21 protein-coding genes, 4 tRNA genes and 1 rRNA gene are annotated in these 21,595 nt (G+C 34.8%); 5 read left to right on the forward strand and 21 right to left on the reverse strand.

The features are described from left to right. The 3 genes from AVL50_RS23850 to AVL50_RS23860 all read right to left on the reverse strand — a co-directional run. A 16S ribosomal RNA gene (locus AVL50_RS23850) occupies window positions 1-171 on the reverse strand; the annotation flags it as partial. A 658-nt stretch (window positions 172-829) separates the two neighbouring features. Then, window positions 830-1,843, reverse strand: coding sequence for a macro domain-containing protein (locus tag AVL50_RS23855; RefSeq protein ID WP_062619194.1), 1,014 nt, complete (start codon window positions 1,841-1,843; stop codon window positions 830-832). Next, window positions 1,830-3,161 carry a caspase family protein gene (locus AVL50_RS23860; protein WP_082795985.1) on the reverse strand — a complete coding sequence of 444 codons (1,332 nt, stop codon included), beginning with the start codon at window positions 3,159-3,161 and terminating at the stop codon, window positions 1,830-1,832. The genes AVL50_RS23855 and AVL50_RS23860 overlap by 14 nt, the downstream gene beginning before the upstream one ends. A gap of 435 nt (window positions 3,162-3,596) precedes the next feature. On the opposite strand from AVL50_RS23860, the gene egtB reads away from it, so the two are divergent. The 3 genes from egtB to AVL50_RS23875 are packed head-to-tail and all read left to right on the forward strand — an operon-like array spanning window position 3,597 to window position 6,219. Beyond that, the gene (gene egtB / locus AVL50_RS23865) at window positions 3,597-4,748 is read left to right on the forward strand and encodes an ergothioneine biosynthesis protein EgtB (protein ID WP_062619196.1); all 1,152 of its coding nucleotides are present in this window, start codon (window positions 3,597-3,599) and stop codon (window positions 4,746-4,748) included. Between the two features lie 27 nt (window positions 4,749-4,775). Continuing rightward, the gene (gene egtD, locus AVL50_RS23870; protein ID WP_062619197.1) at window positions 4,776-5,714 is read left to right on the forward strand and encodes an L-histidine N(alpha)-methyltransferase; all 939 of its coding nucleotides are present in this window, start codon (window positions 4,776-4,778) and stop codon (window positions 5,712-5,714) included. A 40-nt stretch (window positions 5,715-5,754) separates the two neighbouring features. Further along, entirely contained in the window at window positions 5,755-6,219 is a 465-nt protein-coding gene (locus AVL50_RS23875) for a DUF4268 domain-containing protein (protein ID WP_062619201.1), read from the forward strand. 71 nt (window positions 6,220-6,290) lie between these two features. Here the strand turns inward: AVL50_RS23875 and AVL50_RS23880 are convergent, their stop codons facing one another. The 11 genes from AVL50_RS23880 to AVL50_RS23925 form a co-directional block, all read right to left on the reverse strand. Continuing rightward, window positions 6,291-7,805 (reverse strand): SulP family inorganic anion transporter, encoded by a 1,515-nt coding sequence (locus tag AVL50_RS23880; protein ID WP_062619203.1) that lies wholly within the window; start codon window positions 7,803-7,805, stop codon window positions 6,291-6,293. A gap of 265 nt (window positions 7,806-8,070) precedes the next feature. Continuing rightward, a complete protein-coding gene (gene pfkA / locus AVL50_RS23885) occupies window positions 8,071-9,042 on the reverse strand; it encodes a 6-phosphofructokinase (RefSeq protein WP_044212437.1) in 972 nt (323 codons plus the stop codon). Window positions 9,043-9,264: 222 nt separating this feature from the next. Further along, window positions 9,265-10,083: a pyrroline-5-carboxylate reductase gene (proC, locus tag AVL50_RS23890; protein WP_062619204.1), complete on the reverse strand. Its 819-nt coding sequence runs from the start codon at window positions 10,081-10,083 to the stop codon at window positions 9,265-9,267. Between the two features lie 113 nt (window positions 10,084-10,196). After that, window positions 10,197-11,192 (reverse strand): signal recognition particle-docking protein FtsY, encoded by a 996-nt coding sequence (ftsY, locus tag AVL50_RS23895; protein ID WP_044212431.1) that lies wholly within the window; start codon window positions 11,190-11,192, stop codon window positions 10,197-10,199. A 263-nt stretch (window positions 11,193-11,455) separates the two neighbouring features. Beyond that, the gene (locus tag AVL50_RS32810) at window positions 11,456-11,608 is read right to left on the reverse strand and encodes a DUF4295 domain-containing protein (RefSeq protein ID WP_082795986.1); all 153 of its coding nucleotides are present in this window, start codon (window positions 11,606-11,608) and stop codon (window positions 11,456-11,458) included. A 2-nt stretch (window positions 11,609-11,610) separates the two neighbouring features. Further along, window positions 11,611-11,793 (reverse strand): 50S ribosomal protein L33, encoded by a 183-nt coding sequence (rpmG, locus tag AVL50_RS23900; protein WP_044212429.1) that lies wholly within the window; start codon window positions 11,791-11,793, stop codon window positions 11,611-11,613. Between the two features lie 47 nt (window positions 11,794-11,840). After that, on the reverse strand, window positions 11,841-12,077 hold the full coding sequence (rpmB, locus tag AVL50_RS23905) for a 50S ribosomal protein L28 (RefSeq protein ID WP_044212427.1): 237 nt from the start codon (window positions 12,075-12,077) through the stop codon (window positions 11,841-11,843). Between the two features lie 238 nt (window positions 12,078-12,315). Then, window positions 12,316-12,388 (reverse strand) — tRNA-Thr (locus tag AVL50_RS23910). Between the two features lie 65 nt (window positions 12,389-12,453). Further along, window positions 12,454-12,526 (reverse strand) — tRNA-Thr (locus AVL50_RS23915). A 46-nt stretch (window positions 12,527-12,572) separates the two neighbouring features. Continuing rightward, window positions 12,573-12,645, reverse strand: a tRNA-Thr gene (locus AVL50_RS23920). Window positions 12,646-12,692: 47 nt separating this feature from the next. Beyond that, window positions 12,693-12,765 (reverse strand) — tRNA-Thr (locus AVL50_RS23925). A gap of 131 nt (window positions 12,766-12,896) precedes the next feature. Between AVL50_RS23925 and AVL50_RS23930 the strand changes: the two genes are divergently transcribed. Further along, complete coding sequence (locus tag AVL50_RS23930; RefSeq protein ID WP_062619206.1) at window positions 12,897-13,607, forward strand: TVP38/TMEM64 family protein; 711 nt, start codon at window positions 12,897-12,899, stop codon at window positions 13,605-13,607. A 96-nt stretch (window positions 13,608-13,703) separates the two neighbouring features. Here the strand turns inward: AVL50_RS23930 and AVL50_RS23935 are convergent, their stop codons facing one another. From AVL50_RS23935 to AVL50_RS23960, 7 genes are all read right to left on the reverse strand, one after another. After that, entirely contained in the window at window positions 13,704-14,591 is an 888-nt protein-coding gene (locus tag AVL50_RS23935) for a hypothetical protein (RefSeq protein WP_157491517.1), read from the reverse strand. A 100-nt stretch (window positions 14,592-14,691) separates the two neighbouring features. Continuing rightward, on the reverse strand, window positions 14,692-15,912 hold the full coding sequence (locus AVL50_RS23940) for a CHASE2 domain-containing protein (RefSeq protein ID WP_082795987.1): 1,221 nt from the start codon (window positions 15,910-15,912) through the stop codon (window positions 14,692-14,694). Window positions 15,913-16,047: 135 nt separating this feature from the next. Further along, window positions 16,048-16,227: a hypothetical protein gene (locus AVL50_RS33420; RefSeq protein WP_172826911.1), complete on the reverse strand. Its 180-nt coding sequence runs from the start codon at window positions 16,225-16,227 to the stop codon at window positions 16,048-16,050. 80 nt (window positions 16,228-16,307) lie between these two features. Continuing rightward, window positions 16,308-18,668, reverse strand: a complete 2,361-nt coding sequence (locus AVL50_RS23945; protein WP_062619212.1) for a WG repeat-containing protein — start codon at window positions 18,666-18,668, stop codon at window positions 16,308-16,310. A gap of 4 nt (window positions 18,669-18,672) precedes the next feature. Then, window positions 18,673-19,287: an NUDIX hydrolase gene (locus tag AVL50_RS23950; RefSeq protein WP_062619214.1), complete on the reverse strand. Its 615-nt coding sequence runs from the start codon at window positions 19,285-19,287 to the stop codon at window positions 18,673-18,675. Between the two features lie 158 nt (window positions 19,288-19,445). After that, window positions 19,446-19,826 carry a glycine cleavage system protein GcvH gene (gcvH, locus tag AVL50_RS23955; protein WP_062619216.1) on the reverse strand — a complete coding sequence of 127 codons (381 nt, stop codon included), beginning with the start codon at window positions 19,824-19,826 and terminating at the stop codon, window positions 19,446-19,448. A 143-nt stretch (window positions 19,827-19,969) separates the two neighbouring features. Then, on the reverse strand, window positions 19,970-20,230 hold the full coding sequence (locus AVL50_RS23960) for a hypothetical protein (protein WP_062619218.1): 261 nt from the start codon (window positions 20,228-20,230) through the stop codon (window positions 19,970-19,972). Between the two features lie 184 nt (window positions 20,231-20,414). On the opposite strand from AVL50_RS23960, the gene dxr reads away from it, so the two are divergent. Next, window positions 20,415-21,572 (forward strand): 1-deoxy-D-xylulose-5-phosphate reductoisomerase, encoded by a 1,158-nt coding sequence (gene dxr / locus AVL50_RS23965; RefSeq protein ID WP_062619219.1) that lies wholly within the window; start codon window positions 20,415-20,417, stop codon window positions 21,570-21,572. Window positions 21,573-21,595 lie beyond the last annotated feature (23 nt).

Genomic DNA, 21,595 nt, shown 5'->3' on the forward strand with positions numbered 1-21,595 from the left:
TTAATCCGAATTTCTCCGGGCTATCCTCCAGATAAAGGTAAGTTGTATACGCGTTACGCACCCGTGCGCCGGTCGTCATCAATCTGCAAGCAGATCATGTTACCCCTCGACTTGCATGTATTAGGCCTGCCGCTAGCGTTCATCCTGAGCCAGGATCAAACTCTCCATTGTAAAAATTTTCAGATCTTTACGATCAATGTTTTATACCTGTCTCTACGAACTTATTATCTAGTTAAAAGAATTAACTGTAATTGGGATCCGCTTTCGCTGATCTTATAATTACTTTTTCATTACATCAAAAGAACGTTTGAACCGTAGTTCAATGATCTGTTTTTCAGATTTTTATTCCGATAAACTCTTTTGTTTATCGCTACTTCTTTTCAGAAGCGAGTGCAAAGGTAAGAACTTTTTATTTTAACTTCCAAATCTTTTTTCAAAAATTTTTGAAGTTTTTTTTCGTTGATTTTTTCGACTTACAACACTCTGAATTTCCAACTCCAAAAGAGAAGTTTTAAAAGCCTTTCGTTAAAGGCGAGTACAAAGGTAAGAAGAGAAATTTAAATTGCAATGCTTATTTTGTTTTATTTAGAAACTTAATTTTTCATCGCTTTAATCAACTTAGAAACAAATTATTATGCCTCTTAAAAGTCTTCTTTTACATCATGTTTTTTCCTCAGCCGTTTGCTGAAGGGAGTGCAAAGGTAATAGGATGTTTTTTAAATGCAATAACTTCTAGAAAAAATTACATTAAATAAACGCAAACAATAAAAGGATGCTTAAGACAACTCAAACACCCTTTTGGTATAACTTTATAATGGTCAGTTATTTACTACCCAATTTCAATAAAAGATTTCAACTGAGTATTCACTGAATTAATTTTCTCTTGAATAGCATTTATCTCTTTTTCTGCATCCTCAATACTCATCATTAGTCGGAAAGGTACCATTTCTCCACCATATTTTGCTTTCTCAATCTCATAATGCCTCAAGGCTGTTCTATGATAATTAATTGATTGTTCTAATACTTTCTTGTCTTTCTTAAGATGTTCAATCTCATGTTTATTCGAACTTACCGAATGCAGAAGGTCATACAAGAATGACAAATCATCTAATAGTGCAGGTATTTTTGTAGGTACAATACCTTTTTCTTCTTTTTCTATTGATAAAATTCTCACTAACCCCTCTTCCAACTTCTCTACAATAGCCGTATCAACTGTATCTTTTTGTCTTAAACTTTCATTTGCTTCCTGCAATAAACCTTTGATGGCCTGATTCTGCTCTTTAATAGATACCAACTCTACAGCATTTTCAAATAAAGCATTCATCTGCTCCCTTGAGATCTCTTCCCTCTTAAGCAAACACAAACTTACTTCTTCAATAGTATCATTCTCCTTCAAAAAACCACCGATCACTTCAGTTATTGCTTTTATTGAATTTGTATAATCATACCCTGCCGTTCCTGTAGCAATAGCCGGCAAAGCAATTGACTTTACTTTTAATGCTTTTCCTAATTCTAAAATCCTTTTTAAAACTAATTCTAGTGTATTAGGGTCAATTGCTGTATTGTTTTCATAGTTTAAAGTAATAGCATGGAAAACGTATTTTGCATGAAGATTCCCTGCCGTCGAAACAATCACGTCTCCTACCTTTAATCCTTTATGCTTTCGAGCGTCCACTTGAATCGCACTCGACCCTGCTTGATATATACTTCTTGAAACACCTCCTGACATTGTAATATCAGTATCGTCTGAACTAACAATTACATCTGTCAACACAGTGGTAATATCAGCATAAAGTACATTAAACTGAGAACCTCCTATATAATATGTTTTATTGTTTATCATTTCCTGCCAATGTTTTCAGTTTATCAATCACTTTTTGAATTTCCTGCTCTGCCATTTCTTTTTTATGAAAAAGCATAGTCGGAGGGTTGTCTCCATATTTTGCCATGGTCAATTCCACCTGCTGTAAGTTTTTGGAATGAATATCATACAGAGTAAATAAGTGCTCTACTTCTGGTTTATTCTCTTCTGTTATTGCAAATGCCAAACCACCATCAATAAAAACATCATCTTGTTCTTTTCTAATTGATGGCAAAGTAGCTTTTTCTACTATTACTTTAGAAGTATCATTTTGGATCACTGTCTTCTTTTGCTTAAATACAAAAAACAGAACACCGGCACCTACTATTATTACCATTCCAATAACAATATATAAATACCCTTTTGAATCTTCCTGCCCTCTACTTGCAATTGTTTCTCCAAAAGGAATAGTATCATCTACCTTGATATTGCTTATCACATTATCATCAGCCGAATTCAAAATAAATTCACTTCCCAGCTCATCCTTACCAAAAGAACCATACAAACTCTCACTTACTGCTCTTTTTGTTTGTTGGTGCAAATCAGATAATGTAAACAGTTGATGGGTATCTTCTTCTAAAAACTCTAAAACAGCTTTGCAAAATGGAGAATGACCATCTATTCCATCTGCAACTCTCTCCAATGCACCTGAAGTCAAATAAACTCTAGTAGTCTTATTCATCTTATTCTTCAAGAATTTGGCAGTTATAATTTCCTCTTCAATTTTCCCTCTGAATTTTTGCTTTGATCTTAATTGAGTATTAAAACTTCCACCAAAACAAACATCCAATACAATAGCCACATGTCTTGCTTTTAAAGCATTGAGCATCCCATTTAGTTTTCTGTACTGAAGGTATGTATTTCGTGTCGGATCTTTTCGTGTTGTTTTACTGTCTTTGAAAACCAAAAAACCATCATCAAAATTTTCTTCATCAAAATCACCATGACCTGCTATATATATTAAGAAGCGGTCTTCTTCTTTTAGTTTATCTTGAAAAGAAAGTATGCTTTTCTCTACTTGTTCCCTTTTGGGAGATAATAATAGTGTGGTTTTAAAATTATATTTTGAGGAAAGGACCTTTTCAATACTTCTAGCATCGTTTTCTGCATTATCTAGATCAGGCCACATTGGTTTACCATCATATTTGTTTGATCCTATGATCAATGCATATTGGTTACTTTGAGTCAATTCATCATGTTTCATTCCCTCTTCCTGTCCAAAAAGTGTGGAAGTGAACATTACGAAAAGTAAAGTCTGAAAAACGATATGAAGTTGTATGTTTATTTTAGAATAGTTCATGTTATTACATTAAATAAACTAAACCCTTTTTAGAATTTAGGTAAGTACCAAGCCAAAAATAAATGATAATTAATTCTTAGTTATTTTTTGTGAGTACAACGCTCAAAAACGTATAAATAGTGGTTCTATTTAAAGTTTTTGAAAGGCAGTAATCGGAAAAAATAATATGAATTAGTGTTATATAATTTTGTCTTAGTACTTAATACAAATTAAATATAATGAATATCTAATTTGATTGCTTTAGACCACAATGATTTCATTATCAAAATGAATTTCTTATTAAAATTAGATTATTTCACGGCTATTATTCTATTTTTATTGAGCTATTTTTCATAATTTATGAACTGATTTTACATAAAGTTATCTCCCTTAAACTAGAAATTGCGATATAATTTGAAATAATCATTTAGCTTCTTCTATCAACTACATTATACTATGCTCGAACATTATTTCAGCACAAGGAAAAGAACCAAAGATTTTTGTGCTCCCCTATCAATCGAAGATTATACTCCTCAAGTGGCATTGCATGCGAGTCCGATGAAATGGCAACTCGGTCATACTACTTGGTTTTTTGAAACATTCCTTCTCAAACCTTATTTGAAAGAGTACAAAGAATTTCACCCTAAATTTTCGTTCCTATTTAATAGTTACTATAACAATGTAGGTGATCGTTTGGCAAGAGATAATAGAGGTGTTCTGACTCGCCCTTCAGTAGAAGAAGTCTATCAGTACAGACATTATGTGGATGAACATATAGAAAAACTGTTTGGAGGAAATACCACTTCAGAAATGAATGCCATTTTTGAAATTGGTATTAATCATGAAGAACAGCATCAAGAACTCATGATTACGGACTTGAAACTTATGTTCTTCAGACATCCTTTGAAAACTACTTATAAAGAAGACGGAAATAAGCTTACGGGAAAGGTAAATCACTTTAATGAATGGATTTCAATTTCTGAAGGTGTCTATGAAATAGGTCATCAAGGTGAAGGTTTTGCTTATGACAATGAATTAGGACGGCATAAAGTATACATTCATGATTTTGAAATTGCTAAAGACTATGTGAGTAATGATGATTTCATTGCTTTTATTGAAGACGGAGGGTATGAACGTTTTGACCTTTGGCTAGATGAAGGTTGGGCTTGGGTACAACAAAATGATATCAAAAAGCCTTTGTACTGGGAGAAAGAGGGAGAGGAATGGATGCAGTTTACTTTAGGAGGAATGCAAAAAATGGAAGGAAAAGGTATTCTAAGTCACATCAATTTTTATGAAGCTGAAGCATTTGCCCGTTGGAAAGGAATGAGACTCCCTACTGAATTTGAATGGGAAGTAGCTTCCGAACAACTGAACTGGGGCGATAGATGGGAATGGACTAACAGTGCTTACCTTCCTTACCCAGGTTTTAAAACCGCTGATGGTGCTCTTGGTGAGTACAATGGAAAGTTTATGATCAATCAGATGGTCCTAAGAGGTGGAAGTGTTGCTACTTCACCCAACCATAGCAGAAATACATACAGGAATTTTTTCCACCCACATTATTGCTGGCAATACACCGGTATTCGTTTAGTAAAATCAAAATAACACCCTTTTCAAGAACACAACAACACTATGATTACTGAAAAAACGCTATTTGCTCAACATGTTGAGAAAGGCTTATCGTCTACGCAAAAGTTTTTATCATCTATGTATTTTTATGATAAAAAGGGTGAAGCTCTTTTTAGAGAGATAATGAACTTGGAAGAGTATTATCTTACCGATTGCGAGATGGAAATTCTAAGAGTACAAGGAAATGAAATTGCCAAAGCGATTGGTAATGAACCCTTGGATATTATTGAACTGGGTGCAGGTGATGGCATAAAGACGAAAGAACTTTTAAAGCATTTTGATTTTGAAAACGTCACTTACAGTCCCATTGATATAAGCGAACAAGCTATTATTGACATCACTGCAAAAATGAAAGAGTGGCTTCCTCAGCTGAATACTAAAGGCATTTGCGGAGACTACTTTAAAATGATTGGTGATTTTAAAAGTGACCGTAAGAAAGTGATTCTCTTCCTGGGTTCTAACCTCGGTAATATGACTGATGATCAAGCTAGAGGTTTTCTCGGGCAATTACATCAAGTAATGAATACTGGCGATAGTATTTTATTAGGTCTTGACTTAATAAAATCCGAAGATATTGTACTCCCTGCCTACAGTGATTCAAAAGGTGTAACGGCTCAATTTAATTTAAATCTCCTAGAACGAATTAATAGAGAATTAGGAGGGAATTTCGATACTTCACAATTTGAACATTTAGCTACTTATAATGAGAAAGAAGGTATTGCTAAAAGTTTTATTCGAAGTAAAATTGATCAAACTGTAATTATAAAAGAGACGGAAGGTTCTTATTCCTTCAAAAAAGGGGAACTTATCCATACAGAAGTGAGCAGAAAGTATGATTTAGATATTATACGTAAAATTATCGATGGCACTTCTCTTCAGTTGAAATATCAGTTTACGGATCATCGACAATATTTTACAAATCTCATTTTTACAAAAATCTAATAGTTCATTAAATTTGCTCCATTATATAAATTATTGAAGCATGTATAGTAGAGAAGAACATATCAAAATGAGAACCGAGTTTTGGACCCGATTCGGTCAAATGATGAAACCTTTTACCAATAGTGAAGGTCAAAAGGTCAATTGGGTGAATTACAAAACGGGCATTAAGAATGTTTTCTTTAAGATGGATGCTAATAAGCAGAAATGTAGCATTGGGATTTATGTCACTCACAGAGACCTCGATCTACAGGAAGTCTATTTTCAACAGTTTATTGATTTAAAAGATTTTCTTCATTCTGTTTTGGAGGAGGAATGGGCTTGGGAATTCAAGTCAAAAGACAGGAATAATAAAACGGTCTCTAGAATTTATATTGAACTGGAAGGTGTAAATCTATTCAAACAAGATGATCAACCTACCATCTATGAATTCCTTAAACCAAGAATATTAAAGTTGAATGAGTTTTGGGAAGATGCAAAGGAGCCGTTTAAGGCTTTGGAGGATTAAAACTTTATCACAAAAAAATAGAGAGCCTACTTGAAGTTGACTCTCTATTTTTTTATTGGATGAACTATGACCTACGCGTCGTACACTACTCCGTAATGTGGATCGTGATCATGATCGATTTCTATATGTGATTTGGCCTTACCTAATAAATCAATACAATCTTGAGATAGATGGATGAATGTTACATTTTTTCCATATTGCTCATATTTTTCATTGATTTTATTGATTGCTTCAATACCTGATAAATCAGCTACTCTTGATTCAGAAAAATCAACAATTACCTCTTTTGGATCATTTTTAAAATCGAATTTCTCAAAGAAGTTTGTTGCAGAACCGAAGAATAATGGACCGTAAATTTCATAGTGCTTACGACCAAACTCATCTGTTTTCTTTCTAGCACGAATACGTACTGCATTTTCCCAAGCAAATGATAAAGCTGACATAATGATACCTACTAATACCGCTACTGCTAAATCTTCGATTACTGTTACTACTGATACTGTAATCAATACTACTACATCAACTTTAGGTACTTTATTCAAAATACGTAAACTTGACCATTCGAAAGTACCAATTGATACCATAAACATCACACCTACTAGTGCTGCAATTGGAATTTGCTCAATAATTGATGATAAGAATAATACGAAAGCCATCAATGCTACCGCGGCAATAATACCTGACCAACGTTGACGTGCACCTGACTGAATGTTAATCATTGATTGACCGATCATGGCACAACCACCCATACCGCCAGTGAAACCTGAAATGATGTTGGCTAAACCTTGTGCTACTGACTCTCTGTTTCCACTACCACGTGTTTCAGTGATTTCATCAATCAGCGTTAATGTCAATAAACTTTCGATCAAACCAACCCCTGCCACTTTTAGCGAGAAAGGTAAAATGATCATCAAAGTTTCCATATCAAATGGAACATTAGGAATTAATAAAGAAGGAAGTCCACCTTTGATAGAAGCCATATCACCTACTGTTGGTGTTTCGATACCAAAACCGATCGCAATACCTGATACTAATAAAATGGCCATCAATGGAGATGGAATTACCTTTGTTACTTTTGGTAAGTACTGGATCACTAACATCGCCAATACTACTAAACCTAACATGATATATAATGGAGTTCCTGATAAGTATTCTCCATCTATTTTAAACTGACTGAATTGTGCTTTGAAGATAACGATAGCTAGACCGTTTACGAAACCTAACATTACTGGGTGCGGTACCAAACGGATAAATTTACCCAATTTTAGTGCGCCAACAGCAATCTGTATCACACCACCTAAAATAATTGCAGGGAATAAATAATCTACACCTTTTGCTGCAATCAATGGCATTACTACAACTGCAATAGCACCTGTTGCACCTGAAATCATTCCTGGGCGCCCGCCTAAAACAGCTGTCACGAATCCCATAATTACAGCGGCATACAAACCTACCAATGGAGATACACCTGCGATAAATGAAAAGGCAATCGCTTCTGGAACTAGGGCAATCGCTACCGTTAGGCCTGATAAAATTTCTGTTTTGAAATCAGTTCCTTTAATACTTAACTGAAGATTTTGTTTCATTAGTTGACTAATAATCGCTCAAGAGTATGAGCTGTTGAAAGTTGAGAAGTAGGTTATCCTCTGAACAATGAACGGATAACTTTATATTATTAACAATGCTTTTTTCAGTTGTAAATCACATCGGAGGAGATCAATTATGTTTAAAATACAAAAGGGAACAAATGCAAAACTACTGTTTTATACATTTATTCCCTATTTATATTTCAGAATATTAAGTACTAAAGGCCTTTTAAAAGAAAAAATCTATCTTAGTACTTGCTGAATACTAGCTATTTAAGATTTCTACCATCTTATTTAGCTCAACATCTAAAGGTTTTTTCTTATTGATAGCATCATCAAAAGAAGTATAAGCTACTTTATCATCAATGATACCAGCCATTACGTTAGATTTTCCAGCAATCAAACCTTCAACTGCAGCAATACCCATACGGCTTGCTAAAATTCTGTCGATTGCACTTGGAGAACCACCTCTTTGAATATGACCTAAGTTAGACACTCTGATGTCCAGATTTGGTAAAGCTTCTTTTGCTTTTTGAGCAATGAAGTTTGCGTTTCCGATCTCTTCACCTTCAGCAACTACAATGATATGAGAAGGCTTTTCGTTATCACCACCTTTTTTAAGGTTGTCAATCACCTCATCAATTGTATCAGGAATCTCAGGAACTAAGATATCTTCAGCTCCACCGCCAATACCAGATTGCATAGCGATAAAACCTGCATCACGGCCCATAACTTCTACGAAGAATACACGGTCATGTGAAGCGGCAGTATCTCTGATCTTATCAATGGCATCTAAAGCCGTATTTACTGCTGTATCAAAACCGATCGTATAATCTGTACCATAAAGGTCATTGTCAATTGTACCAGGGCAACCAATTGTAGGAATACCGAAGTTTTCCATTAATAATTTTGCTCCAGTAAATGTACCATTACCTCCAATAGCCACTAAACCATCAATTCCTTCCTTCACACAATTTTCGTAGGCTTTCTTTCTCCACTCAATATCTCTGAACTCATCAAATCTAGCAGACTTTAAAATTGTTCCGCCTAATCCAATAATATCAGATACAGAGTGAGACTCCATAGGAATAAAGTCAGCATCAGCCATACCTTTATAACCTCTACGGATACCTACCACTTCTAAACCATTATAAAGTGCTGCTCTAACAACAGCTCTAACACAAGCATTCATTCCAGGAGCATCGCCCCCTGATGTAAACACGGCAATCTTTTTCACGGTCTTTTTAGTTAATAATTAAAATTTACACACTTTTAGTACGAAGTACTAGGACATAAGTAACGGATAAATATCTCTCGTGCTATGACTGAAGTCATAGATTGACTGTATTAACACCTTTCTATATTAATAATTACAGCATAAGAAACATCTACCCTCTTTTGTACTAGTACTTAAGGCAAGAAATCATTCATTTTCATATATTCTTTTCTTGCCTTGTTTTTATTTTTTATCAAAATCATCCTTTATCACATCAATCGCTTTAAAGGACGTTTTTACTCCACTAATTAATGATGAACTAAATCCTTGATGCTCCATTTCATTTAGTCCAGCAATTGTACACCCTTTTGGTGTAGTTACTTTATCAATTTCTTGTTCAGGGTGATTGCCTGTTTCCATTAATAAAGACGCAGCACCTTTTACAGTTTGCGCTGCAATAAGTTGAGAAACCTGAGCTCCAAAACCAATTTCAATACCTCCTTGAGAAGCCGCTCTGATAAAACGCATGGCATACGCAATACCACTTGCGCCAAGTACTGTAGCTGCCGCCATCAAGCTTTCGTCAATAATAATTGCTTCTCCTAGTTGAGAGAATAAATCAATCATCATTTCTTTCTGCTCCTCTGTACCGTTTACAGTCGAGATACAAGTCATCGATTCGCGAATTGCAATTGCAGTATTCGGCATAGAACGGAAAACAGGTTGCTCTTCACCTAAAACAGAAGCCATATCGTTTAATGACACTCCTGTCACTACTGAAGAAACCACTTTATCTGCTGTTAGAGAATCCTTGATTTGCTCCATAATCGACTTGATTTGGAAAGGCTTGATCGCCAAAATCACAAGGTCTGCTCCTTTTACCGCTTCATTATTATCGGAGGAAACATTTACTCCCTGATCTGATAACGATTTTAGAAGTTTTATGTTTCTTCTAGTCACTGTTAAATTGTGAGGTTCGATATACTTACTGATGATCAGGCCTTCAGCGATTGCCTTACCCAAGTTTCCACCTCCAATAATAGTTATTTTGTTCGGTCTCATAGTGTATTTGTTAGTTTTTCCACTTTGAAATAAGTAGAGTTAAAATAATTCTTTTGAAAATCAAAAAAGCCATGTATTTATCTCAATACATGGCTTTTTCATCAACTTATATCTTATTGAGATTTAGTAGCATCTCTTCCTCCAAAGAGGGATTCTACAAACTCCATTTTTCTAAATGCCTGCAAGTGATCAACACCCTCACCTACACCTATATATTTTACTGGAATTTTAAACTCATCTGAAATACCGATCACCACACCACCTTTAGCTGTTCCGTCTAATTTAGTGATGGCTAATCCTGTTACTTCAGTTGCCTTTGTAAATTCTCTTGCTTGATTCACAGCATTTTGACCTGTTGAACCATCCAATACTAAAATCACATCATGCGGTACTCCAGGAGCAACTTTTTGCATTGATCTTTTAATCTTAGAAAGCTCGTTCATCAAGTTCACTTTATTATGCAAACGACCTGCTGTATCAACAATAATAACATCAGCATTTGACTCTACACCTTTCTTCACTGCTTCAAAAGCTACTGAAGAAGGGTCTACATTCATACCTTTTGCTACTACATCAACTCCTGTACGTTCACCCCAAAGTTTTAATTGATCTACCGCCGCCGCTCTAAATGTATCAGCCGCACCTAAAACCACTTTATAACCTTTGGCTTTGAACTTTGCAGAAAGTTTACCAATTGTTGTTGTTTTACCAACACCGTTTACCCCTACTACCAACATCACATATGGACCTTCAATTCCTTCTGGAATAGAATATCCATCTACGTCAGCACTTTTGTTTTCATCCAAAAGTCCTGCGATTTCCTCGTATAAAATCTGATTTAATTCTGTAGCATTGACATATTTGTCTTTTGCCACTCTCTCTTCTATACGGTCAATGATCTTCAAAGTAGTTTCTACCCCTACATCTGAAGTCACTAAAATTTCTTCGAGATTATCCAGTACCTCGTCATCTACCTTAGATTTACCAGCTACAGCTTTGCTAAGCTTGTCAAACAAAGTACCACGAGATTTTTCCAAACCTTTATTCAGGTTGTCTTTCTCTTCCTCCGTAATCTCTGATTTACCAAAAAATTTTTTAAAGAAGCCCATTATCGCTGCTAGGTTAAATCTAATAATAAAAAAACAAGGTCAGAACTCAGGTCAAAAGACCTTTTCTCTAGTGCGAAAATAACGCTCAAAAAGTTAGAATCCCAATAAAGTCCTGTTGTTCTATCCCTCTGATAGTATTTGATTTACTAATACATGAAAACGTCACATAAACGTAAAAAATACATATCATGTAATAAACAAAAAACCCTACAATCTTGTTGCAGGGTTTTTTCGAAAGAAATGTAAAGCTTGATTCAAGAGAATTACTTTGCTAAGTAATCTTTTACTTGATCTTCCATGATAATCTCTTCTTTGAACGTGTATGCACCCGTTTTTGGAGATCTCACTGCTTTCACCACTTTAGCGTATTTAACGCCACCTTCTTTCTTAAGTGTTGCTACTACTTTCTTAGCCATAATTACTTAATTTCACGGTGAATTGTGTATTTCTTTAATACCGGATTGAACTTACGTCTCTCTAGACGATCTGGAGTGTTCTTACGGTTTTTTGTAGTGATGTATCTTGAAGTACCTGGTTGACCAGATGCTTTGTGCTCTGTGCACTCAAGGATCACTTGTACTCTGTTGCCTTTCTTAGCCATGACTTATTCTTTTTGGTAATGAATACCGAATTTAAACCAAGATTAAATTAGATAGTTTTACCTTCTTTACGTGCTTTTTTCAAGACAGCAGAAATACCGTTCTTGTTGATTGTTCTTAAAGCACTTGAAGAAACTTTTAACGTTACCCAACGATCCTCTTCAGGAATGTAGAAACGTTTTTTGTGCAAGTTAGGGTAGAACTTACGTTTGGTCTTGTTGTTTGCGTGAGAAACATTATTACCAACTCTCGTTCTTTTACCTGTAATATCGCAGATTCTTGACATCTTCTTATATTTTAAAATTAACGAGTCCGCAAATACTTAAATAATTTCGTAATCACCAAATAATCAGCAAGTTATATCTCAAACTTTACATCTCATTAACAAAAATCCATTATCTAAATACTTCAGAGCATTCCTGACAGATGTTGCAAAAATGCCCTAATAATGAAAAAAACCCACTCAAAAGCAGTATCATCAACTAGGTTGACAATTCAGCTTTCAAAAGGGTTTCATTACTATGAGCCTCATACCGGAGTCGAACCAGTGACCTACTGATTACAAATCAGTTGCTCTACCAGCTGAGCTAATGAGGCAATACCATATTTCGTCTTTAACCCAGCGCCGAATTTGTTTCCAAATTGCCTGACTCCAAGACTTGAGCCTCATACCGGAGTCGAACCAGTGACCTACTGATTACAAATCAGTTGCTCTACCAGCTGAGCTAATGAGGCTTTACAAATCAATCCACACGACTTGTGAATGTTTGAAGTAAAATTGAGCCTCATACCGGAGTCGAACCAGTGACCTACTGATTACAAATCAGTTGCTCTACCAGCTGAGCTAATGAGGCTTCAAATTTATATTTTACAGAAATTTACACGACTTGTAAATTTTTAGAGCCTCATACCGGAGTCGAACCAGTGACCTACTGATTACAAATCAGTTGCTCTACCAGCTGAGCTAATGAGGCCTTTTGCGATTATCACAAACACCGTTTCTGACAAAAGCGATGCAAATATAGAAGCAGAATTTTAATTACACAACTTTTCTTCATTTTTTTTACCTTGCAGCATCATAATTGACAATTATTTAAGAGAAAAGATGAAAATAAAGGGTTTTAGAGAGGTTTTTCAGAAAAATAAATCTTCTTTTTCTGTTGGAGGAGGGCTGAGTATACTGCCATTATTGACCAGTTCTACCATTGCTACGCTTGGGTATACTTACCAAGATTACATCTCAAATTTTACAACAAATGAGTGGATCTTATTTTTCGTGATTTCAAGTTTCACCATGGCGCTTGCACTTACACCCACCACATTTATGGCTTTATTCACTGGCTATTTCTTAGGATGGAATGCTCTTTATGGAATGATCCCTGCCTATATGATCGCTGCATTGCTTTGTTATTTTATTGTAAGATGGGTCGATCAAGGACGATTTAATGATTCAATTCAAAAATACCCGATTGCAAACGCTATTATCAATACGGTTCATGAATCCCCTTTGAAAATTGTAGCTTTTACAAAGTTATCTCCGATTCTCCCTTTTGCCTTAAGTAATTTACTGCTTGCATGGGCTAAGACTCCCATAAAGCAATTCCTCTTAGGCAGTTTGATTGGTATGTTGCCAAGAACATTAGTTTCTGTATGGTTTGGAAAGTCTCTGGAGAACCTTCAGGATATTTCGAACAGCGGTTCCAACTCTATTACTCAAATGATTGTAGGCGGGCTTGTTGTGTTATCAATTGCTGGTTTAGGGCAGATCTTTTCTAAGTCCATCAAAAAGCAATTGGAGCAAAATAAAAGCCATTAGAACTTCAATTCTAATGGCTTTCATCTTATTTCGATATATATAACTTAATTGAATAATAGACGCTTTTGGTCTACAACTTCTGAAATTAGTTTAAACTTAACTTCCGTATCTAGTTTGGAAATTTTCATAAAGTTTTACGAATTGCTCATCTCCATTTGAAAGTGCAATCGCATTCTCATAAGCTGTTGAGGCATTTACAATAAAACCTTTTTCTTCATAAAACTTCGCTAAGATCAATTGACCAATTGCTGTTTCATTGGCCTTCAGCATTTCAATTTCTTTGGCTGTCTCTTCAGAGTCACCGTCTGTATAAACAGTGAATGCATATAAATCAGAAGCAATTTTATTGTTTTTAGCATCTTCTACATAATAGAATAAATACTTTTGATCATTCAGCTTAGGATCGTTAAGGTCTAGTTTGTACTCAGTACCTTCTACCTCATCTTCGATCAAGACGTGATGTTTTCTATCTTTAATGTAGATTTTAAAAGAAACATCTTCTTTATTTTCAGAGCCTTTTAATTCCCAAGTCAGATTTACCTCAGACTTGATTGCATTTGAATTGATAGGAATATGGAAGAAGATTGGTTTTTTCTTCAATGATCTGGTTACGGAACCATACTTCGCTTGAGTTGAAGCTGTTTCACCAGAACCAGTTAATTCATCTTTGATAAAATCAACATATTTAGAAACTAAATCACTTTCAGCCGAGCCTAATTTTTTCTCAAGTTCGTCAACTTTAAAAGTTCCACTTTCTTTTAACTCTAAAGTTCCTCCCATTATTGAAGCTAACCCTAAATAAGGGGCTGTACCGCTTATTTCTACAGATTGGCCAGAAAGTAGCATATCTCCGGTGTGTATCTTTTTTCCATCTACCATCACCTCTCCCTTTGCACCGAGTACCATAAATTTAGCCTCTTGAGAATATGCCGACGAGATCAATAAGAGACTTGATATAATGGTGGCTAATAACTTAATTTTCATAGTTTGTATATTTTCAGGATTCAGAAGTTCGCAATATCTATTTGTAGTTCTTAATACGTAAAGAATCCATTAAAAGTTATTTACAAGTTACGTATTTGATTTACTTTTTCCATCTGTTTCTCATACCACGGAAAACTCTCAATAGAATTTCAGAGAATATTTCAATTAAATCACCGGAAAGTAATATTACAAAAAACAGTAATGTAAAATTCGCATGATAACTAAATGAGCCAAAAAGAAGCATAGTCATAGACAATATTATGAGTGCTTCTACCAGCTGTATTGACTTAGTTATTGCATTATACCAAACGGCTAATTTTTGGTTTTCAACGATCCACATAAAGATCACTGCATTGAAGTAACAAACAATAAAAGCAAGTAAATAACTGAGCCAATCCGGCATCATGTCAATGTAAGTCTCATTCAATATCATAGAAATAATATTGGCATGAACTACTACTCCAAACATATCAGGGTAACCTCTGCCTACTAGGTTTGAATTTAAAGGAGTGAAAAATTTATCATCATCCCAATGCTTGTCAGTATAACCATCACCCATATAACCCATGAGAACTATTTTGTCTTTTACAAAAGAAAAATCTCTTTCGGGATCATTCAGGTCACTTACATCTAATTTAATGAACTTATCATAGTTTCCTTTAAAATAAATTGGCTCTACTTGATTGCCCCTTTTTAAAAACTTTGCCGTTTTCTTAGGTGCAAACTTCTCTGCAATTTTAACTGAAAGTGCATATTCCTTATCTCCATTTTTGAAATCAACATATACTGGAAATTCTCTCCAAGTTGTAAAGTCTTCATCTGTTAATACTCCCGTAAAAACGTGAGCGTGGTCTGTTGTGGCCACAAATGGAGCGTAAGACATCAACAGTGTGTCAAATTTTGAAATTTCGGGGTTCCACTTATCAGGGCTGGTAGCCATGACAAACTTATCTCCCATCATCCGTAACGCTTGTGCCAACATAAAATCTCCTGCAGGATCTTTTGGTCTTGGTCCGAAGAAAGTAGCATCTATCCCCATTACTTTAGGTTTTTCTGCTGCCAATCTTGCTATTTGTTTGGCTATTCCTTTTCTATCCAAAGTACCAATATTTACTAGTACAATGTCTTTTTCAAAATGTTCTTTTGAACTGTCTCTTAGCTTAGAGTAATAGATATCTGTGAGCTGGAAATTTTCAAAAACCTGTTCAAAAACATTCAAGATTTCAATTTGAACATTAGATGCTTGAAGTAACCCCATAAACATGAAGACGAAGATGGTGCCTAGCAATGCATCTCTATTTAAGAGTTTTATTTTAGTCATATTTGGATAAGTTCATTTTGAACCCAAGTTAGATGAAAAATAGCAATCATCGAAATCAGGTGAAGCAACAAAAAAGGCTTCTCTTCATTATAAACGTGAAGAAAAGCCTTTTTTTTATTTATGACTCAATTTTTTTTAATTCATCTTGTAGAGATCCGTGCTTCCTGAAGAATATTTCTCAACTATAACACCATCTTTTAATATCGCTGAAGGAGAATAATAGTTTTGAAAATGCACTTCTGAATGTAATGAAATAAAACCGATAACGATACTTACAAATAATATCATAAATCCTAACACTCGCATCTTCAACATAATTTTATAATATTGTAAACAACTCACACTACTATAAAACTATCTCACGGTCAATTAGTTCCGTTTTACATCATAATAAATTATAATGGAACACTGTGTACATTTGCTTTCTTTCTTTCTAAACATATCCACTTCTTATTGTTCAAAACTTGTATAGAATGATAGGCTATTTTCCAGGTATTGTAGCCGTCAATTCGATCTACTCCAATCATGTTGTTATTTTTGACTTCAACATAACCAATCCCTAAATCTATAATTTGATCATACTTTCCATAGATTCCTTTAATTCCTCCTGGAAGATAAATCCCCATACGTCCTCCTTTTTCCCAGATATACCAGTTTCCGAAGTCAGAACGCTCTACATTCTCATATTCAAATGGGATGACTGTTTTTCCATCTTTATTCACTACCCCCCATTGACCTCTTGATTTTGCTTTTGCCATATTATCTTTCAACCCATAAAGGTCTTCATATCGAGGCTGAAGAGTGATTACATCTTCTTGATTTATAAAACCCCATTTATGATTTATTGAAAATGGTGCAAAACCATCTGAAAAATCACGTACATTTTCATAACGGCAAGAAAGTCTAAGCCTTCCTAAATAATCCATAAAGCCATATCGGCCTCCAATTTCTACTTTTGTAAACCCTTCAGCAGGATAGTAGACAGAATCATATAAATTATAAGCTTGTCTTACAGGTTCTCCCTCCCTATCATCCACAACTTTATAAAGCCAAGTACTGTCTATGTGCATTTCTACCCTACCCTCCTTCAAATAATCTAAATTTAAAGAATCGTATTTTGTAGATAAACTCAACCTTCCTTTATTGGTCAGTAATCCGTAATGACCTCTTCTTTTCATCACTACGTATCCATTCTGAAAAGATTCTACTGTAGCTGAGTCTGTTCTAAACCACTCTATTCCATCTATGCCGAGTGTTCCCCATTCTTGGTTATCTTCAAAATAGAACAATCCTTCAGAGACTGTTTTTAAACGGTCAATGATCGGTGTAATTGCCCATTTTTTTTCTAAGTCTATGACACCATAGTAATCATTGGTTCTCACTACGGCATATGGCCCGACAAAGGACTCTGCATCTTTGAACTGAGGAGTAATCCATTCATTTAAATCACTGTCCAAATAGCCGTAAAGACGGGCTTTTCTGATTAAATATTTCCCTTGAGAATATTCTCCCACCATATCATAATTATGCATTGTGAGATTTTTGCCTTTATGGTCATACACATCGGGGTAATTAGATTGATCCAATGTCCAGTAGTGTCCAGTAGGCATTCTTTTAAGATTAACGAATTGAACTGGAATAACAAGCCTGCCCAAAGAATCACAAACACCGTATTTATTTTTCTTTCTTACAATAGCTTGTCCATCTATAAAATCTCCAACTTCATCATAAAAATTAAAGAATTTATTTTTTCCTTGCGCATCAGCAATTCCTACTTTTCCTGAAGTATAATACCTCACCAAATCTTCTCCGGCAAAGGAGATACTATCACAATTCCATGTACTGATTAATTTTCCTTCAACAGTACCTAACTCTAAAGTGGGAAAACTCTCTGCTACTACAGAAGAGTCTGTAAATTCAATATTTTTATAGATTGTAGGATAAATCTCTTCGGCATTTTCGTCCAGCAAACCAAACCGACCATTCCTGTTCAGTATTAGTTTTTTCTGCTTATGAAACCATTTCCAATTAGAATATAACTCATCCGAATAATGCTGTCCGGCATGATCAATAAAAAGCCACTGTCCCTCTACAGTCATGGCTGCAATTAACTTTTTACCAGCCCACTTGACACTCAAATATTCGAGAGGTAAAATCCATTTTCCTTCAAGGTTAATTATCCCTTGCAGACCATCATTTTTCGCTACTAATAATGGTAATCCCCCAGCCATAAACCTCAGATTTTGGAATGTAGTTGGTATAATTTCTTCACCTTCGGTATTCAGTGCGCCATATCTTCCTTGTAAGTTGACAACTGTAATTCCATTGATAAAATACCTAAGGTTCTCATAAGAAACAGAGATTACTTCTTTTCCTTTAGAATTAATCACTCCCCATTTATTTCCACTTTTGGCACCTATTAATTTTCCATAAAACAATGGAGCACTTGTAGTATCTGCATCATCAGACCAACCAAGGCGCTGGTAAGCATGAGCTGTTAGTTTTTTTCCTTTATTATTGATGAGAATGAATCCTTTATCATTCTTCACTGCCGCAATTCCATCTATATTAAACGGGTAAGCCTGTTCATATTTTGGTTTAATAGACCAGTCCTCTTGCCCTTCTTTTTTATAGCCGTAATAATCCGAATTACTGTCTTTCACTACCTTCAACTTTTGGGCATGTGCCTCAAAACTGAATACAATGATCAGCAATAGAATATTGAACAAGAATATTTTCGTTTTTTGAATCATCATATTTTTACACTCCACACAATTCAAATACTTCTTTTATTGACTTGTAGGTATTTTTCCAGACTTTATTTTTTACTTCATTAATTTTCACCCATTCTAAAGTTTCAATTCCTTCTTCAGTTTGGGGAATTAACTTTTGCTCCTCGTCAATAGACTTCATCTTATACCAATACGTATGTTTTAAAACATGTTTTTTCTTGTAGACATAAGTATGAAAAGTTTGATGTAATAAAATTTCAATTTCAGCTTTTACACCCGTTTCTTCTTCCACCTCTCTTACTGCACATTCTTCTATAGTTTCTCCTTCATCCAAGTGACCTTTTGGAATATCATAAACACCATTTCTCTTCATGACCAGAAGCTCTTCACCTTTAAAAACTACTCCACCACCCGCTTTTCTTACTTGGAATTTATCCTGTAACAATGCACTTTGTTTAGGATAATCAGTAGTATAAAAAAGATATTTTGGACTTCCAGCAATATCTCCATTTTCTGCTGAAAGATATCTAGACCATACTGTTTCTGCAGAAGCATTTCCATAAACAATAAACTGTTGTTCCTTCGGATGTTTGTCTGAAACAGGTCTTAATTCAAAATAAACTTTTCCTGTGAAAAATTGCATTTTTATATTAGTCTGGTTTAAAACGAGAAAGGTGATAAAGGAAGAGGCTATTATGTATCATTGTACATACTTTCTCTTCGTCGATATTTTTAAATACCAATAAAAAAAGAGTTGAACCAATTACTGCTCAACTCTTCTTATTTATATTTTAAAAGAAATTAGTCAGCAATTTCTTCTTTATATGCTTCGCTATCTAATAAGGCATCTACTTCAGAAGGATCAGATAATTTGATTTTGATCATCCAACCTTCACCGTAAGGGTCAGAGTTTACCAATTCAGGAGCAGAATCGATTGCCTCGTTTACTTCTACTACCTCACCGTTTACTGGCATAAATAAGTCAGATACTGTTTTTACTGCTTCAACAGATCCAAATACTTCGCCTTCAGCAACCTCCTCATCTTCAGCTGTGATATCCACAAATACAATATCCCCTAACTCGCTTTGCGCAAATTCAGTAATACCGATGTACGCAAACTCTCCTTCTACTCTTAACCATTCGTGGTCTTTTGTATACTTTAATTCTGCTGGGAAATTCATAATTTCTCTCTATATATGTGTGATTATAAAATGGTCGCCAATACTGACGAATTTTGATAGCCCAAAGTAACAACTAAAGTCAGATATATCCAATATTCCTTTTTGTAATTTGTCACTTTCAAAACCGTTATTGGTTCAAACATTTATGGATTATCAAGGTTTTCCACTTTAAAATACTGTATCTCTACCACCACTTCTACCTCTCCAAGATCTAGTTTCTGCTGTAAAATTACTTCCTCATTTGCCGGCAATGTTATTTTCTTTTCGAATACCGAATATTTATCATTCACCATAGCTTCTACTCTTAATTCCACATTTTTCTTAAACAATGAGTCTTTATTTTCTAACTTTAAGACTGCGTAAGTATTAAGCAATGCTTTTGGTGTTTTTTTTAATGCCGACATCTTAACTTTTCCTTTCTCCTGAAGCAGTTGCCATGACTCATCAAGAGAAATCTTATTTTCTTGAGCAAAACACGAAAATGTTTGTAATGAAATGCTAAAAAATAGAGAGAGAACAGTAATAGATATTAACTTGCGCCATTGAAATAAGTGAGCATTCTTGAAAATGCATAAAAAGTAAGATTTGATGACTTTAAAATCAATTGCAATTCTTGGCTCTACAGGGTCAATAGGTACACAAGCCTTAGATGTAATTAAAGCAAATACATCTTTATTTTCTGTAAGTATTTTATCAGCAGGAAATAATGTAGACCTTCTCATTCAGCAATGTATTGAGTTTCAACCAAAATATGCCATCATTGGCAATAGCGATAAATTTTCTTCTTTAAAGGAAGGGCTTAAAGATACAAAAGTAAAAGTATTAACTTCTATAGATGGTATCTGCGAAGCACTAGAAAATACACATTCTGACATAGTATTGACAGCACTTGTAGGATATGCAGGACTAAAACCCACCTTAACCGCAATTGAACAAGGAATCACAATTGCCTTGGCCAATAAAGAGACTTTGGTGGTTGCTGGTGAAATTGTTACTCAGAAAGCCATTGAAAAAGGTGTTGATATTATTCCTGTAGATTCAGAACATTCTGCTATCTATCAGTGTTTAGTTGGAGAAGAAAGTAATCCAATTGAAAAAGTTATCCTTACTGCATCAGGAGGACCGTTCAGAGGAAAGAAAAGAGAAGAATTGCTTCAGGTAACTAAAGCTCAAGCTTTAAAACACCCCAATTGGAGTATGGGAGCTAAAATCACGATTGACTCCGCTTCTTTGATGAATAAAGGCCTTGAAGTGATTGAAGCAAAATGGCTTTTTGATGTCAACGCAGATCAAATCGATGTCATTGTACACCCACAATCCATCATACACTCGTTAGTTCAATTTGAAGACGGAAGTATGAAAGCACAAATGGGGCTACCAGATATGAAATTGCCAATTCAATATGCATTAGGATATCCTCAAAGACTGCCTTCTGATTTTGAGCGTTTCAATTTTATGGATTATCCCACTTTAACTTTTGAAGCTCCTGACAAAGAAACATTCGTCAACTTACAATTGGCTTATGACTGTTTGGATAAAAAAGGAAACAGCGCTTGTATACTTAATGCCGCTAATGAGATTGCTGTTGAGCGATTTTTAAATGATGATATCAAATTCTTAGATATTGCAACACTAAACCAATTTTGTATGGAAAATTACCAATTCATACAGACTCCAACATATGAAGATTATGTTGAAACTGACCATAATGTAAGAGAGTTAGCAAAACAATGGTCAAATAAATAAATATTATAACTAACTTATTATTC

It is taken from the genome of Flammeovirga sp. SJP92 (assembly GCF_001583495.1).
Lineage (GTDB): Bacteria > Bacteroidota > Bacteroidia > Cytophagales > Flammeovirgaceae > Flammeovirga.

Excerpts from the sequence above, each read along its gene's own strand:
- AVL50_RS23855 (WP_062619194.1), bottom strand. The coding sequence starts at position 1,843 with ATGATAAACAATAAAACATATTATATAGGAGGTTCTCAGTTTAATGTA.
- AVL50_RS23860 (WP_082795985.1), bottom strand. The coding sequence starts at position 3,161 with ATGAACTATTCTAAAATAAACATACAACTTCATATCGTTTTTCAGACT.
- egtB (WP_062619196.1), top strand. The coding sequence starts at position 3,597 with ATGCTCGAACATTATTTCAGCACAAGGAAAAGAACCAAAGATTTTTGT.
- egtD (WP_062619197.1), top strand. The coding sequence starts at position 4,776 with ATGATTACTGAAAAAACGCTATTTGCTCAACATGTTGAGAAAGGCTTA.
- AVL50_RS23875 (WP_062619201.1), top strand. The coding sequence starts at position 5,755 with ATGTATAGTAGAGAAGAACATATCAAAATGAGAACCGAGTTTTGGACC.
- AVL50_RS23880 (WP_062619203.1), bottom strand. The coding sequence starts at position 7,805 with ATGAAACAAAATCTTCAGTTAAGTATTAAAGGAACTGATTTCAAAACA.
- proC (WP_062619204.1), bottom strand. The coding sequence starts at position 10,083 with ATGAGACCGAACAAAATAACTATTATTGGAGGTGGAAACTTGGGTAAG.
- ftsY (WP_044212431.1), bottom strand. The coding sequence starts at position 11,192 with ATGGGCTTCTTTAAAAAATTTTTTGGTAAATCAGAGATTACGGAGGAA.
- AVL50_RS32810 (WP_082795986.1), bottom strand. The coding sequence starts at position 11,608 with ATGGCTAAGAAAGTAGTAGCAACACTTAAGAAAGAAGGTGGCGTTAAA.
- rpmG (WP_044212429.1), bottom strand. The coding sequence starts at position 11,793 with ATGGCTAAGAAAGGCAACAGAGTACAAGTGATCCTTGAGTGCACAGAG.
- rpmB (WP_044212427.1), bottom strand. The coding sequence starts at position 12,077 with ATGTCAAGAATCTGCGATATTACAGGTAAAAGAACGAGAGTTGGTAAT.
- AVL50_RS23930 (WP_062619206.1), top strand. The coding sequence starts at position 12,897 with ATGAAAATAAAGGGTTTTAGAGAGGTTTTTCAGAAAAATAAATCTTCT.
- AVL50_RS23935 (WP_157491517.1), bottom strand. The coding sequence starts at position 14,591 with ATGAAAATTAAGTTATTAGCCACCATTATATCAAGTCTCTTATTGATC.
- AVL50_RS23940 (WP_082795987.1), bottom strand. The coding sequence starts at position 15,912 with ATGACTAAAATAAAACTCTTAAATAGAGATGCATTGCTAGGCACCATC.
- AVL50_RS33420 (WP_172826911.1), bottom strand. The coding sequence starts at position 16,227 with ATGTTGAAGATGCGAGTGTTAGGATTTATGATATTATTTGTAAGTATC.
- AVL50_RS23945 (WP_062619212.1), bottom strand. The coding sequence starts at position 18,668 with ATGATGATTCAAAAAACGAAAATATTCTTGTTCAATATTCTATTGCTG.
- AVL50_RS23950 (WP_062619214.1), bottom strand. The coding sequence starts at position 19,287 with ATGCAATTTTTCACAGGAAAAGTTTATTTTGAATTAAGACCTGTTTCA.
- gcvH (WP_062619216.1), bottom strand. The coding sequence starts at position 19,826 with ATGAATTTCCCAGCAGAATTAAAGTATACAAAAGACCACGAATGGTTA.
- AVL50_RS23960 (WP_062619218.1), bottom strand. The coding sequence starts at position 20,230 with ATGTCGGCATTAAAAAAAACACCAAAAGCATTGCTTAATACTTACGCA.
- dxr (WP_062619219.1), top strand. The coding sequence starts at position 20,415 with ATGACTTTAAAATCAATTGCAATTCTTGGCTCTACAGGGTCAATAGGT.